This is a genomic window from Sphingopyxis sp., from assembly GCF_016793825.1.
Lineage (GTDB): Bacteria > Pseudomonadota > Alphaproteobacteria > Sphingomonadales > Sphingomonadaceae > Sphingopyxis.
This window is the reverse complement of sequence record NZ_JAEULM010000035.1, coordinates 25,147-38,137: the sequence shown is the minus strand read 5'-3', so window position 1 is coordinate 38,137 and position 12,991 is coordinate 25,147. Positions and strand designations below refer to the sequence as shown.

Annotated in this window: 14 protein-coding genes; 7 read left to right on the top strand and 7 right to left on the bottom strand. The window is 60.8% G+C overall.

Features of this window, described 5'->3' with window-relative positions; all coding sequences use genetic code 11:
• The first annotated feature begins 235 nt into the window (after positions 1-235).
• From JNM03_RS11100 to JNM03_RS11070, 7 genes are all read left to right on the top strand, one after another.
• Positions 236-850: a hypothetical protein gene (locus JNM03_RS11100; RefSeq protein ID WP_294036608.1), complete on the top strand. Its 615-nt coding sequence runs from the start codon at positions 236-238 to the stop codon at positions 848-850.
• The gene (locus JNM03_RS11095; RefSeq protein WP_294036606.1) at positions 847-1,131 is read left to right on the top strand and encodes a hypothetical protein; all 285 of its coding nucleotides are present in this window, start codon (positions 847-849) and stop codon (positions 1,129-1,131) included. The genes JNM03_RS11100 and JNM03_RS11095 overlap by 4 nt, the downstream gene beginning before the upstream one ends.
• Positions 1,132-1,177: 46 nt before the next feature.
• On the top strand, positions 1,178-2,911 hold the full coding sequence (locus tag JNM03_RS11090) for a hypothetical protein (protein ID WP_294036604.1): 1,734 nt from the start codon (positions 1,178-1,180) through the stop codon (positions 2,909-2,911).
• A gap of 259 nt (positions 2,912-3,170) precedes the next feature.
• Positions 3,171-4,814 carry a recombinase family protein gene (locus JNM03_RS11085; RefSeq protein WP_294036602.1) on the top strand — a complete coding sequence of 548 codons (1,644 nt, stop codon included), beginning with the start codon at positions 3,171-3,173 and terminating at the stop codon, positions 4,812-4,814.
• Between the two features lie 151 nt (positions 4,815-4,965).
• Complete coding sequence (locus JNM03_RS11080) at positions 4,966-6,222, top strand: site-specific integrase (protein ID WP_294036600.1); 1,257 nt, start codon at positions 4,966-4,968, stop codon at positions 6,220-6,222.
• A gap of 228 nt (positions 6,223-6,450) precedes the next feature.
• Complete coding sequence (locus tag JNM03_RS11075) at positions 6,451-7,155, top strand: helix-turn-helix domain-containing protein (protein ID WP_294036598.1); 705 nt, start codon at positions 6,451-6,453, stop codon at positions 7,153-7,155.
• Positions 7,152-7,547 carry a hypothetical protein gene (locus JNM03_RS11070; RefSeq protein ID WP_294036596.1) on the top strand — a complete coding sequence of 132 codons (396 nt, stop codon included), beginning with the start codon at positions 7,152-7,154 and terminating at the stop codon, positions 7,545-7,547. The genes JNM03_RS11075 and JNM03_RS11070 overlap by 4 nt, the downstream gene beginning before the upstream one ends.
• Before the next feature lie 472 nt (positions 7,548-8,019).
• Here JNM03_RS11070 and JNM03_RS11065 read toward each other — a convergent pair whose 3' ends face one another.
• The 7 genes from JNM03_RS11065 to trbL are packed head-to-tail and all read right to left on the bottom strand — an operon-like array spanning position 8,020 to position 12,944.
• A complete protein-coding gene (locus tag JNM03_RS11065) occupies positions 8,020-8,253 on the bottom strand; it encodes a helix-turn-helix domain-containing protein (RefSeq protein WP_294036594.1) in 234 nt (77 codons plus the stop codon).
• Between the two features lie 57 nt (positions 8,254-8,310).
• Entirely contained in the window at positions 8,311-8,508 is a 198-nt protein-coding gene (locus tag JNM03_RS11060) for an AlpA family transcriptional regulator (protein WP_294036592.1), read from the bottom strand.
• Positions 8,505-8,726 carry a DUF2274 domain-containing protein gene (locus tag JNM03_RS11055; protein ID WP_294036590.1) on the bottom strand — a complete coding sequence of 74 codons (222 nt, stop codon included), beginning with the start codon at positions 8,724-8,726 and terminating at the stop codon, positions 8,505-8,507. Before JNM03_RS11055 ends, JNM03_RS11060 begins: the two co-directional genes overlap by 4 nt.
• Complete coding sequence (locus tag JNM03_RS11050) at positions 8,723-10,000, bottom strand: TrbI/VirB10 family protein (protein ID WP_294036588.1); 1,278 nt, start codon at positions 9,998-10,000, stop codon at positions 8,723-8,725. Before JNM03_RS11050 ends, JNM03_RS11055 begins: the two co-directional genes overlap by 4 nt.
• Positions 9,997-10,803: a P-type conjugative transfer protein TrbG gene (trbG, locus tag JNM03_RS11045; protein ID WP_294036586.1), complete on the bottom strand. Its 807-nt coding sequence runs from the start codon at positions 10,801-10,803 to the stop codon at positions 9,997-9,999. Before trbG ends, JNM03_RS11050 begins: the two co-directional genes overlap by 4 nt.
• Complete coding sequence (trbF, locus tag JNM03_RS11040; RefSeq protein WP_294036585.1) at positions 10,800-11,636, bottom strand: conjugal transfer protein TrbF; 837 nt, start codon at positions 11,634-11,636, stop codon at positions 10,800-10,802. The genes trbG and trbF overlap by 4 nt, the downstream gene beginning before the upstream one ends.
• Before the next feature lie 3 nt (positions 11,637-11,639).
• A complete protein-coding gene (gene trbL, locus JNM03_RS11035; protein WP_294036583.1) occupies positions 11,640-12,944 on the bottom strand; it encodes a P-type conjugative transfer protein TrbL in 1,305 nt (434 codons plus the stop codon).
• Between the last annotated feature and the right edge of the window lie 47 nt (positions 12,945-12,991).

Genomic DNA, 12,991 nt, shown 5'->3' with positions numbered 1-12,991 from the left:
GGGTGGGACGAAAGCCATGGGCCTGTTGACCCCGGTCAACGTTTCTTTCGCACTCCCACCCCCCTCTTCCCCTTCTGCCTATCAGTTTGGAATTTTGCTTTGGATCGAAGCTTACAACTTCGCTCACCCTCAAATGCGGAGGGTCACCGATCTGCCACTCGCCTGTCGAAGTGACCCTCCGCACGGTACGCGCGCTGCCACGCTAATTGGGCTGCTCCGCTGAAGGAGGCAGACAATGTTCGACAAAGACGAAGTGAGCCGGCGCCGCAAACTCGCGGACGCCAAAGCCAGGGAAGCGAAACTCCGCGAGGAACTCGCGGCCATTCAAAAAGCCAAGCGTTCCGCCCGAAGCGGCATTGACCAAATAACGCGCCACGAAAACTGGCACGCCAGAACGCTCGCCGCGGCTGACCGCCGCGCTGGTTATACAGGCGAGATGGCGTCGGCGCGCCTATATCTTCGCAGTCTTCCCGTGGACAAATACTCCGCAATTCTCGCGCAATATGCGATGGGATCAAGTGACGCCGACAATCTCTCTGTAGAGGTCGCCGCGGTTCGCGCGAACTTCGATCAATGGCACCGCAAAGGCGAAGCGATCATTCTTGATCGCGAACGCCGTGCCTATGCCGAGGAATGTGCACGATGGGCCGATCGCGAGGCGTCACAACCGACGCAAAGCTGGCGCGCCAAACCGATGACCCGCGGACAGTATTTCCTGATTGCGCGCACTGCCGAATTTCTCAATGTCGCGGAACCGACCGGAAAGATTACGCGCGGCGCAGCGCATGATTGGCTGAAGACGCACGATGCCAATCTTCGGCTTCGGCCGGACGGGCTCGAAGGATCATGAGCGGTCAACGCAGTGTCAAGCTGACGCTCGGCTCGGACGAGCGCGTGTTTGGCTCTTATCGCGAACTTGAGGATTATGCGGCGCAGCTGACTGGCGAAATGCGGACGTGCGAGGACCAGTTAAAGCACGATCCACGCAACGTAACTTTATGGCACCAACTCGAAGAGGCGGCCGAATATCTCGGCCGCGTCATTGAGGGAATGCAGTTATGGCTCGATGCCGACGATCACAGACTAACGGAAGATTTCGAAAAAATATCCCGATTGCTTGCCGACCTATAGGTGCAAATCCTAGAATAGGAGACTTTTGTCAAAGGAGTCTTTTAGAATGCCAATGTTATCGTCTATTGATTGGGTAGCCCGCCACCGCAAAATTTACAAGACTATCTGTGCCGGTGAGTCCGTGAGCGAGCGACGCATAGTTGCTCTGCTTCGCGAGGGATGGGATTATTTGTCCGAAGCAGGCGGCTCACTGGGCGACGAGTGGGGGATGTTTCGCGCCCCGCATCTCGGCATCCTCGCCGGACTGTCTCGCGAAGCGTATCCCGGATCGCCGCTGCTCCACCCGGACATGAGCATTTCGGAAATCGAGTCCGGTCTTTATCGCCAATGCAGGATCATGCCGGACGAGCCTGAGGCGGAATCAATTCCGTCATCGGCTGACTATGCCATCAAGGACGATCCTGATAATGAGCCTGACAGGGAATGGATCTTTGAGGTTCTCATCGGTCACACGCCGCGAGATCTGGCGAGGCTCCTCCACTTTTATAATGGCGAGCAGCCACTTGTCGGCAAACTTCTGCTCGCCAAGGATTTCCGCGCCGCCCTCGCATTAGCGCCAGAATTGCGCACCCGAGCAGGGTGGCCCGACGAAGTCACCCGCTTCTGGCGGAAGCGCGACATGCGTCGTGTTCTGGCGCCAGCCAACGCACTCTCGGCTCATGCCGAACTCGCCCGACTGTCGATGAACGACAGAGCGATGTGTGCGATGTCCTATCGCGACGACGGCACTTTTATGACCATGCATCAGGGCATCGACAGCATCACGGTTGGACCAAATTCCGAGGCTTTCACGGCAAACCAGGTTCAGACCGACCGTTTGCTCGAAATGATGCCTCTACAGACAACGGTCCTGCTTCCGCCGACTTGCGTCTTCGCAGAGCGAGATTCCCTCATGGGCGGGGCCTGGTCGCTCGCCGCGGCGTCGCACCTGCCTCAAATCCTCCTCGAATGTGGAAATGAGCTGCCAGATATATTTCGGGGGACGAGTGAATTCGAGACCCGACTGACACAAGATAATCTGCGAGCCCATCCAGCGGCATGGATCGAGAAGCATGGTAGCGAGGCGGCATGGGCCCAAAAACGACCTGCCGTGACGCTCTGGTCGCTCGACCGGCAACAGAATGTCGCCGTCAGTCTCATCGAAATAAGCCGCTTCTGCGAAGCTGCGTCGCTTCCGCTCTCCGGCGCACGAAATACGTCCTTTAGCTACAGAACGTCGAAAAAAGATCTCGCAAACCTTATCAAAGCTTTGGCCCTGGTGTGGCTGATTGACGCCAGACCTGCAGCAGCGGTCCCGATCACCGAGGAACTTCTGACGGGGCTTAAGGATCGAAATGGCCTCAAGACGGTCTTCGACGACGACATGTTGGACGATATTTGGAGGCGCAAGGACTTCGGGCGGCGCGCTTGCAAAACTGGACAGGAAAAGGCCGACAAGCGCCGAAACCCCGGACAGCGCGGGTTCTCGGCCCAAGGGAATCCGCATCTTTGGTATGGCGACGACGGTGATGACGTCGGTGAATACCGGCAACTTCAGTTGCAGGCGGTTGTGGAGCATCTGGGGCTCGGAAGCGAGCGCAGTGCATGGCCGTCGCATTTCTCGCGGCACCCGAATCGCAGCCCCGGCAGTAAGCAAAAAAGCTGTTCGATGACACTGGACGTTGAGGCTGCCTATTGCAGCCGCGATCACGCCATGATGGTCACGGCTCATCCTACCGATCCCATGCATGAATTCCTGGCACGGCCCCTGTCTTTCATCGACCACGAAATGCGTCGCTGATCCCACACAATTAATGCCGCGCAGCTTGCGCGAGTGACCCTCCGCCGTCCTCATTTCGGGCCGGGCCAAAAACTGGGGATGCAGACAAAGCCATCCCGAGCGCGTCCCAGAACGCGACAGCACATCAAGACGAACGACGCGGTCATTCCTCTTGTCAGTTACCACTTCGATGATTCATGGTCGTCGATTCCGGCCGAGGCCGAACTCATTGATCGATGGTTCGGCATCGCGATCGCAGAGCTGTTTGGAGTAAGCCCGCATGAGTAAAGATCATCAAGGAAAGCGGGTGGCCATCTATGCCCGTGTTTCCACGCGCAAGCAGGCGGACAATGAGCTGTCGATCTCAGATCAGATCGATTGGGCCGAACGCTGGATCGCCGAACATGATGCCTGCAAAGCCGCAACCTTCATCGACGCGGGCGCAAGCGCCACCAAGGATGGGCGAACCGAGTTTCAGGCGATGATAGCCCTCGCGATGGGCGACGACAGACCCGTCGATATCATCCTCGTTCATTCCTTATCGCGGCTGTTCCGTAACGCGCTTCACTTCATGCAATACAAAGAGAAGCTTCGGCGACACAAAGTGCGGATCATTTCCATCACCCAGGCCTTCGGCGATGACCCCGCTGCGGATTTGTCCGTCGGCATGCTGGCGCTGTTCGATGAATATCATAGCGCAGAAAATTCTAAGCACGTGAAGCGCACGATGATGGCTAATGCCACGAACGGCTTTTGGAACGGTCAGACACCGCCAATCGGCTACAAAACTGTCGCTGTCCCTCAAGCCAAGGGCAAAGACCGTAGAAAGCTTGTGATTGATCCCGAGACCCAACATATCCCTCCCCTTGCCTTTGAAACCTACGTGCATGGATACAGGGGCCGACCAATTGGTATCACGAATCTCGCCCGGCTCTTGAATGAACGGGGTGAACGTCTGCGGGGCAAGCCGTTTAGCGTGTCCAACGTCCACGCCATTCTGACCAACACCGCTTACATCGGCGTCGCATTCTATAATCAGCGCGACTCCCGCACGGGAGAAGCGCGCCCCGAGAACGAATGGGTGCCAATCCCCGTTCCTCCGCTGATCAGCGAAGAGCTGTTCTATGCCGCCAAGGCGCAGATGACTGCGCGCGATCCAAAGATGGGAGTTGCTGCGGTTAAGACCAACGGCAATCTTCTGACAGGCTCCGTCATCTGCGGCTGCGGGGGCGACGGCTGCGGGGGCGGCATGACGACGTCGACTGGCAAGGGTGGACGATACCGCTACTATGCTTGTCATCGACGCGCCGCGAGCGGTGTATCTCAATGTCCCGGTCGGCGCATTCGAATGGATACGCTCGACGATCTGGTCGTGGACGCTGTTGCTGAACATGTTCTCGGCCCCGACCGGCTCAAAGCGCTGTTATCCGCTTGGATCGATCGCAGCGAAGAAGTTCAGGTCGGTCGCCGCGAAGGCCTGAAGCAGCTTCGTGCTCGCCTGACACTGCTCGATGGCGAAAGCGCCAACGTGATCAAGCTGGTTCGCTCCGGCCTTTACGCCCCTGACGATCCACAGGTTGCTGCTGAAATTGCCAACATCGCGGCACAGAAGCGCGCGATTGCAGTCGATATTAATGCTCTGGAACGGCAGATTGATGATGGCGAGCGTCGCATCACGCCCGAGATTGTGGTGAAATTCGGCTCATTGATGCGGAATAAGCTGCGCGGCCAGGCCTCGGCAGTGCGAAGGGATTATATCCGTCTGCTCGTTGATCGTGTCGAAGTCGGACATGGGGAAATCCGTATCTCCGGATCGAAAGCCGCTCTGTCGCGAGCTGCAATCGGCACTCCGCCGCACTTGGTGCCCAAAGCTGAACGGAAATGGTGCACCCGACAGGATTCGAACCTGTGGCCCCCAGATTAGGAATTTGCCAAACGGCGATTTCCTGTGATTTCCGGAGAGCTCGCTTTGTTCCTATAGCACTGTAAAGTTTAGATTTAATTTTGCCAACGATTTCTGGGCGTTTCCAGATTTTCCATTCGCGTGATTGCTATGTGATTGCTATGCACTGTCGATGGCCACGGGGAAGATCACGATTAAATCTGTAGAGGGTCTCGCACCGGGGCCACGTGACGCGTTCCTCTGGGACGTCGCGCGCAAGGGCTTCGGCGTGAAGATTACACCGGCTGGTCGGCGCATCTATATCCTGCAGTACAGGATGGGAGGCCGCTTATCCCCGACCAAGCGATATAAGATCGGCGTCCACGGCGCCGGCTGGACGCCGGAACTTGCGGGTCGGGAAGCGGATCGACTGCTGCACCTGATAGGCCTCGGGACCGACCCCGCCGAAGAGAAGCGCCGCAAGCAGTACGCTTCGTCCGGACTTACCTTCGACGCGATCGCCGATCGCTACGAGTTGAAAGGCCTTCTCGGCTTGCGCGACAGGTCCAAAGGCTTCGTCAAAACAATTTTACGCGTGCATCTTCGGCCGAAGCTTGGAAAGCGCTCCCTCCCCTCGATCACCGGGAGCGACATTATCGCCCTTCTCGATGATCTCCCGGGCGAAAGCGCAGCTTTGCGCCGAAATGTCTATGCTGTCGTCAGGCGCTTGATCACTTGGGCCAAAGGCCGGGGTATTATTGATCGCAACCCACTAGATGGATTCGAGCCCCCGCCGGCGGCCGCGAGTCGGGATCGGGTGCTGAGCGATGACGAGCTTCGGATCGTGTGGGTCGCCAGCGGTGATCTCGGGCCGATTTTTTCGGCGTTCGTGCGCCTGCTTCTTTTGACAGGCCAGCGTCGCGACGAGGTCGGCGCGCTCGAGTGGCAGGAGCTGGACCGGGCGCGGGCAGAATGGATCTTGCCAGCAGCACGCGCGAAAAACGCTCGAGAACATCTCGTCCCGCTATCAAAAGAAGCAGTCGCACTGCTCGACGCACTCGCGGGTGGCAAGAAATGGCCTCGCTCCGGATTTGTGCTGACGACCGACGGCGGAAAGACCCGCGTCAAAGGCTTCTCGGGGCGGAAGGGCAAACTAGACATGCAGATTGCGAACCTCGTCACGCAGGAGGAGGCGCCTCCATTCATCCCGTGGCGATTTCACGACCTGCGCAGGTCTGCCGCGACGGGGATGCAGAAATTGCGGATACCGGGCGAATGGATCGAGGCTGTACAAAACCGACGCAAGCCGGGCGTTGCCGGCACCTACCAGCGCTACACATATCTGGACGAAAAGCGTGAGGCGCTCACAGCTTGGGGAGCGCACGTATCTTCTGTTCTCAAGCCTGCAAAGAGAGCTACGGCCGGCAAGGCAGCGCCTTCAGGCCAGTAGGGTCTTCCGAAGCCCCGGCTTGAATCGATGCGTTCGTCAGATCCGCCCGCCCCGACGCCCGGAAACGAGTTTGGTCGTGTGTGGGCGACGCTTGTGCTGAAGAGGATATGGGCAAGCGCTCGGCGTCTAAGAGGATTGCGCGGTAGCCGTTAAGGCTATGTGGCCGCTCGCGATCTCAGGGGTTTACGATTTTCGTAGCGGCATCACAATTCCTAAGCATATAGAGCAATGATGGATCGATCAGCATATGGCATCGGCGTCTATACTGCGCCCGAGGCGGCCAGAATGGTCGGCATGGGACCGAAAACGCTGCGCCGATGGCTCTTGGGATATGAACACGGCGGCGCCGAGGGCGCGTCAAAGCATGAGCCGCCCCTGTGGACGCCGCAGTATGATCCTCACGTCAATGAAGCCGTGTTGCTCGGCTTTCGAGACCTGATTGAAGCTCGGATAGTTCATGCGTTGCGAGGCAAACGGATCGGCTTGCCCACGATTCGCATTTGTATTGATCGTGCACGCCGGATCATCGGGCAGGATCATCCGTTTTCGACCTCGCAGTTCAAGACCGACGGAAAATCGATCTTTTTGGAGATCACCCGCGATCTTGATGAACCAGAACTGATTGACCTCAAGCATCAGCAAGGTGTCTTCCGCCGCGTCGTGGCGCCAAGTCTCGCCGACTTGGATTTCGGTCCCGAGGGCGCGGAGCGCTGGTGGCTTCTTCCTGGGAAGAAAACAATTGTGGCGGACCCCGACCGGTCGTTCGGTCAACCGATAGTCGCCGAGCATGGGATCACGACAGCACGGCTTGCCCAGGCCGTCGTGGCCGAGGGTTCGATCGACACGGTAGCGGAGATATTCGAGATCAACCCGCGCCTCGTCCGGGACGCTCTGGCGTATGAAAGCCAGCTCGCTCTACCCAAGGCCGCGTGAAGCTCCTCGTAGACAACAACCTGCCACCCGTCCTTGGACGAGGTCTTGGCGCATTGTTCGCGGGACGACACGAAGTCGCGCATATCAAGGACAAGTTCGGCCGCGGCAATCTGCCCGATGTCGATTGGATTGAAGCACTTGGCGCAGAGGGCGGATGGTGCGTACTTTCCGGAGATCGCAACATTGCAAAGAAACGACCGTCCCGTGAGGCATTTCTCGGAGCAGGGCTTATTGGTTTCTTTCCCCTACCCGCCGTTATGTCGCTCCCCCTTCACCGACAGGCCGCGCGTATCCTTACTCTTTGGCCGACGATCGAGGCCACCGCATTAGTCATCGAACGTGGCTGCTTCGAGTTGGGCATCTCTGGAAGCAAACTTCGGCAAATGAGCTGAATCCAGGTAGGTTTTCAACAGTAGCACGCGCGCGGACGCGAAGCTCGCTGTCGCCGTTGACGACGCAACATCGTAGGACCGGCGACTGACCGGGTTGCGGCATCTCTCTATCAAGTAGCTTGGTTCATCACGGTTAGGCCATTACCCGCGTGTGGGGCAGCGGTACGAAAAAGGGGAGCAGCGAGGCTCCCCTTTCGTGGCACATGGACGCGGCAAACCGGTTCGACCTCCACGGATCCCGTGCGTCTCAGAAACGCATTGGCGTTCACGCAGTTCCTTTCGCTGGCCGCTGTTCGCCCGGCGCAGCTGAAATCAGCATGATCGAAAAAATTTCGGAACGAGGGGATCTTTTGCCGTGCCCGCGCGCTGACTGACTGTAGGCTCGCCCGGAACATCATCCCCCCTCGATACCGGGCGGGCCTCTTTCCAGAAATCAGCAATCCGCGGCAACTGTAGCTGAGGCATCGAGCTTTCATAGGACCGCCGCATCTGCGCGTCCGGTAATCTGCGACGTCGACGTTCGCCGCTTGGTCGCTGCCCAGGCATCGAGATCGGCGGCTCGATAAAGCACACGCCTGCCGATTTTCTGATAAGTTGGGCCGGTGCCGTAACAGCGGTGCTTCGCCAGGGTGCTTTTTCCGAGCGACAGATATCGAGCCGCCTCGTCAGTGTCGAAATATTGGACGATTGGATCGTTGCCGGACATGTGCGCCTCCCGGATTGAGCAACTTCAAAATCGGAGCCAGCCAATGCCCCGCGCGGTTCAGGCTTGAAATTGCTCAGGATCACGGAGCCATTTTTCGACCTCCAAGCGGCGCCACCCTTTGCGGCGTTGACCGAAACGAACCGGCTTCGGAAATTTTCCCAAAGCTATTTGCCGGTAAATCGTCGAGCGTGAGAGGCTGCTGAGGTACACGACGTCGTGCAGGTTCAGGATCGAGCCGATCGAAATGCTCTTCATGAGTTTCTCCTCTGTCGAATGAATTCCCGGTCGCCCGCGATGAATAGCTCGACGATCGGCGGTATCAGCCGCTCGGGCGAGAGCGACTTCGATCGTCCGGTCGCGCGCGCGTGCGCCTCGGAATAGCGAACGATTTCCTCAAGGAGCGCGGGGGACAGCTCGAGGGTGAGCTTGACCGGCTTGTCATCCCCGATCGGGCCGAGCTTGAGCTGCGTCATTTCGCTGTCGCCAAAGAACCGCCGGTCCAAGGCCGGAGAATAACATCCTTGTGAACGACGATCCGCAGCGGCCAACCGGGGCGGACCTTGAGCGTCGGCTGAATGTCGAGACTCCGCGAGACGAGCTGGTCCCCGGCGCGAGCGCCGCTCTGCTGCGCCGACTCCCGTACGGCGCGGACAAGATCGCTCTCGCTGCTGCCCGAGCCAAGCTCGGTGCCGACGCCAAGGAGCGTTGACAGCGCGACACCCTTCAGAAGCTGCCATGTATGGCGGTCGATGCGGTCGGAAAGTCCGGCATAGCCTTGGGTATCGCTGGCGGGGACATTGTCGATCCGGATCGAGGAGCCGTCGGGCAGGATGATGCGCTGCCAGACGACGAGCGCGCGGTTCTGGCCATAGGCGACGACGCTGTCGTAGCTGCCCACGAGACGCGAGCCCTGCGGCAGCAAAAGCGTGCGCCCGGATACACTGTCGTAAACATTCTCGGTTACCTGCGCCGTGACGAGCCCGGGCAAGTCCGAATTCAGTCCCGTGATCAGGCTCGCGGCAATGATGCTCCCCGCCTGAAGCGCGTAAGGCGAAACAGCGTCCCGCAGGCGATGCGGGCTTGCATCGTCGGCTTCGTTCGGGCGCCCGACGAGATGATTCTTCCGGAGCTGGCCGTTCGGATCGGCTCCGCGGCCATCCTCCGGCGCGCCTTGCCTCGCCGGTTCGCTCAAGGACGCTTCCATAGCCGGTGGCGGCGCCGCGGCGGAGCGCCCGCTTCGAAGCATGATTTCGGATTCGCGCGCCGCGCGCTCCTCCGCCGCGAGTCGCTGCCGTTCGGCCTCCGCCGCTGCCGCCGCGCTTGCCGCGGCATCATCACCCGCTCCCGCCGACAAAGCCATGTCGGTTTCGCGCTGATGCCGCAGGATCGGCCGGCCAAGGTCACCAGGCAATTTCGGCCCGAGCTTCGGAGCATCGCCATAGCCTGTCGGCGCGCCGGCGAGGGCTTCAGGCAGTATCGGCACGCCCGCCGATGTCCGATCTTCCCGGTCGACATCCGGCCTGGAGGTGGACGAGCCCAACGCCAGCCAGGACACACCGGCGATGACCGCAGCGCCCGCCGCACTGATCGATATGATCACGCCCCTGCGGAAGCGCGTCACGCGCGCCGGTCGCCCTCTGAGGACGAGGGATTCGGGATCCATCTTCGGCTGCGGTGCCGGTGCGGAGTTCGCCAGCAGGGGAGCAACCTGCCCGGCAGCTTCGGGAGGGGCCGCGACCTCGGTCATTTGCCCTGCCCCTGCCGGGTGATCAGGACGACCTTCTGCTTCTTGGCGCCCAGCCGCAGCTCGGCCGCACCGAACAGACGGTCGACGATATAATAGCGCCCCGACACACGATAGTTCACGAGCTGCGCCTCGTCCTTCTCGCCCAGAACGAAGAGCGGCGGTGCTTCGCCGACGGCGATCGACGGAGGAAACTCGATCCAGGTCTGGCGTCCGTCATCGAACGCCCGGACTGGCAGCCAGGGCGGCCGGTCTCCGCTGATCCGGTAGCCGAAGTTCAGCTTCTCGATCTCGATACCAGACGAGAAAGGCTTCGCTGCTTCCGCCGCGTCGCGTTGGCGCTGCCAGGCAAGCAATTCGTCAGCTGGATAGGTCCAGCTGATCGCCGGCATTGCCGAGGAAGCACGGCTCGTCAGCTGGATCCGGTAGACGCGCCTGTCGGTCGAGATGATCAGGTTCGTCGACAGCCCGGCGCTGAACGGCTTCACCAGTATATGCGTGCGCTTGTTCTCGCCGCTGCCACTCGTCGTGTCGCCGACGGTCCAGCGAACTGTGTCGCCCGCGGCGACCGAGGTCAGCGTCTCGCCGGGCTGCAGTGCGATGTCGCTAATCCGCCCCGGCGCCGTGTAGAGACGGTAGAGGACGCCATCCGAGAATGGATATACTTGTACCGCATGCACAAAACCGCTCGCCGCCGGTTCGCGGACCGCTGCCTTGTTGGCGGCGGCAACGTTTGCTGCGGACTGCGCCGACGCGGATGTCGAAATCAAAATCATGCTGGCGCTGAAGATCAGAGTTCGGATCATTGGATTTGTCCTTCAATGTCGGCGCTCGCCGAACGAGCGAAGCCAGGGGCGAGCGACGATTCGAGCGGGACGCCCTCCGCCTTGCTCTCACCGTCCGGTGCACTCGGAGCCGGTTCGGACGGCAGCGTTGGTCCGGTCTGCGGGGCCAGCGTTTCGAGCTCGCGGCTCCAGTCGATTGCATCGACGTACAGCCCGAGCGGGTTCTTCCGGAGCACGTCGGCCGAACGCGGCGGCTTGACCTTGATCGTCAAGACCGCGGTCCATCGTGAGGTTCCCTCGAGACTTCCACGCTCGAAAGCCTCCTCGGTCCAGTTCACCCTGAAGGAGTTGTCGGACGCACGAACCACGCTGGTAATCTGGACCGACACGGTCCGCTGCCCGACCTCGGCAAAGGGATCCGAAGCCCGCGCATATTCGCCGAGGAACAGCGCGCCCCGCGCGCTCGCGAAATCATAAGCCGAAAGCCAGTTGTCGCGCATCAGCACCGGATCGAGCGAGCGCGATCGGATCGCGCCGACAAAGCGGGCGAGGTGCCACGCAATCTGCGGATCGGTCGGCTTGTAGGTGTCGCTTGCCGGGGCAACCGCTTGAGCGCGGCCGAGCGTATCTACCTCGACGACGTACGGAATGACGCGGCTCTGCATCGACTGCCAGACGAGCGCGGCCGACAAACCGCTCGACAGCAGCAGTCCCCCCAGCGCCATGAGACGCCAGTTCCGCGCCTGTACACGCGCTGCCCCAATCCGGTCGTCCCAAAGCTGTCCGGCCCGGGAATAGGGGGTATCCGGCTCCGGCGTATATCCGTAGCGCTGCAACGCGCGTTTGAACCGCATGTCTCAATCCCTTTCGTTGATGTCGGGGGTGATGCCCGATCCGCCCCGATCACCCTCCTTGATGGTGTGCAGAGCCATCTGGCGGCGGTGCCGGGCATTTTGCTGGCTCTGAAGACGGTCGGCCCACGCTGGCGCCGTACCGCCGGCTGGGGCAGGAGCGGCTGCGGCGCTGCCCGCGGATGTAGTCGTTCCGGCATCCCAAGCGGCTTTTCGCCCGCGCTCCGCTGCCGCGCCAATTCCCACCGATCCATGAAGCCGGTTGCGAAGCGCACCGCCCGCGGCGGTGGCCATTCCCCCCAGTCCGGCACCGATGGTCGCAGAGCCCGACGTTTCCTGACCGAGTTTATAGGCGGCGGCTCCGGCGCTGCCCATTGACGTGCCGGCCCTGATCGCGCCGAGACCGGCGCTGCCGACGCCCCGCGCTGCCGCGACGGCGCCGGCGCTCCCCATCGCAAGCCCGCCCGCCGCCAACGCGGTCGTCGCGACGGCGGAGCCCGCGCCCAGCTGCGGCGCACCGGAGACGAGGCCGGCGGCGATCCCGGGCCCGAATATCGAAAGCCCGAAAAGCGCGAGTGCGGCCAGCATCAGCGAGACCGCCTGCTCGATGGTGATTTCCTCGCCGCCAAGCGCAGTGGTAAAGTCGGCGAAATAGTTCGAACCGATCCCGACGATGACGGCGAGCACCATGACTTTGATGCCTGAGCTGATCACGTTGCCGAGCACCCGCTCGGCGAGAAAGCTCGTTCGGTTCCAGAGCGCGAAAGGCACGAGGACAAAACCGGCGAGACTGGTCAGCTTGAACTCGATGATGGTCACGAAGACCTGGATGGCGAGAATGAAAAGCGCGGCGATCACGACGATCCACGCGATGACGAGCACGACGATCTCGACGAAATTGTCGAAGAAGCCGATCGGCCCGACAAGTTCCTTCGCCTGCTCGAGCAGCGGCCAGGCCGCCTCGAAGCCGGTGCCGGCGAGGCGGCCCGGCATGAGAAGCTCGTCCGCCGATATACGGCTTCCGCCGGCGGTCAGCCCGAGACCGGCGAACGAGCGGAAGATGATTTCGGACAGCGTCGGGAAGCTGTTCAGGATGAGGGCGAAGACGCCCACGTAGAGGATCTTCTTCAGGAATTTGGCGATCACATCGTCTTCGCCGCCAAGCGCCCAGAAGAGACCCGCCAGCGTGATATCGATGCCGATCAGAATGGTGGTGAGGAAGCCAACATCGGGACCGAGAAGCCCGAACCCGCTATCGATATAGGCGACGAACGTCGCCATGAACTGGTCGATGACATTGAGATCGTCCACGTCTTGGCTTCCTTCATAATTTTGTCGCAGGGACCGCGGCCAGGAGA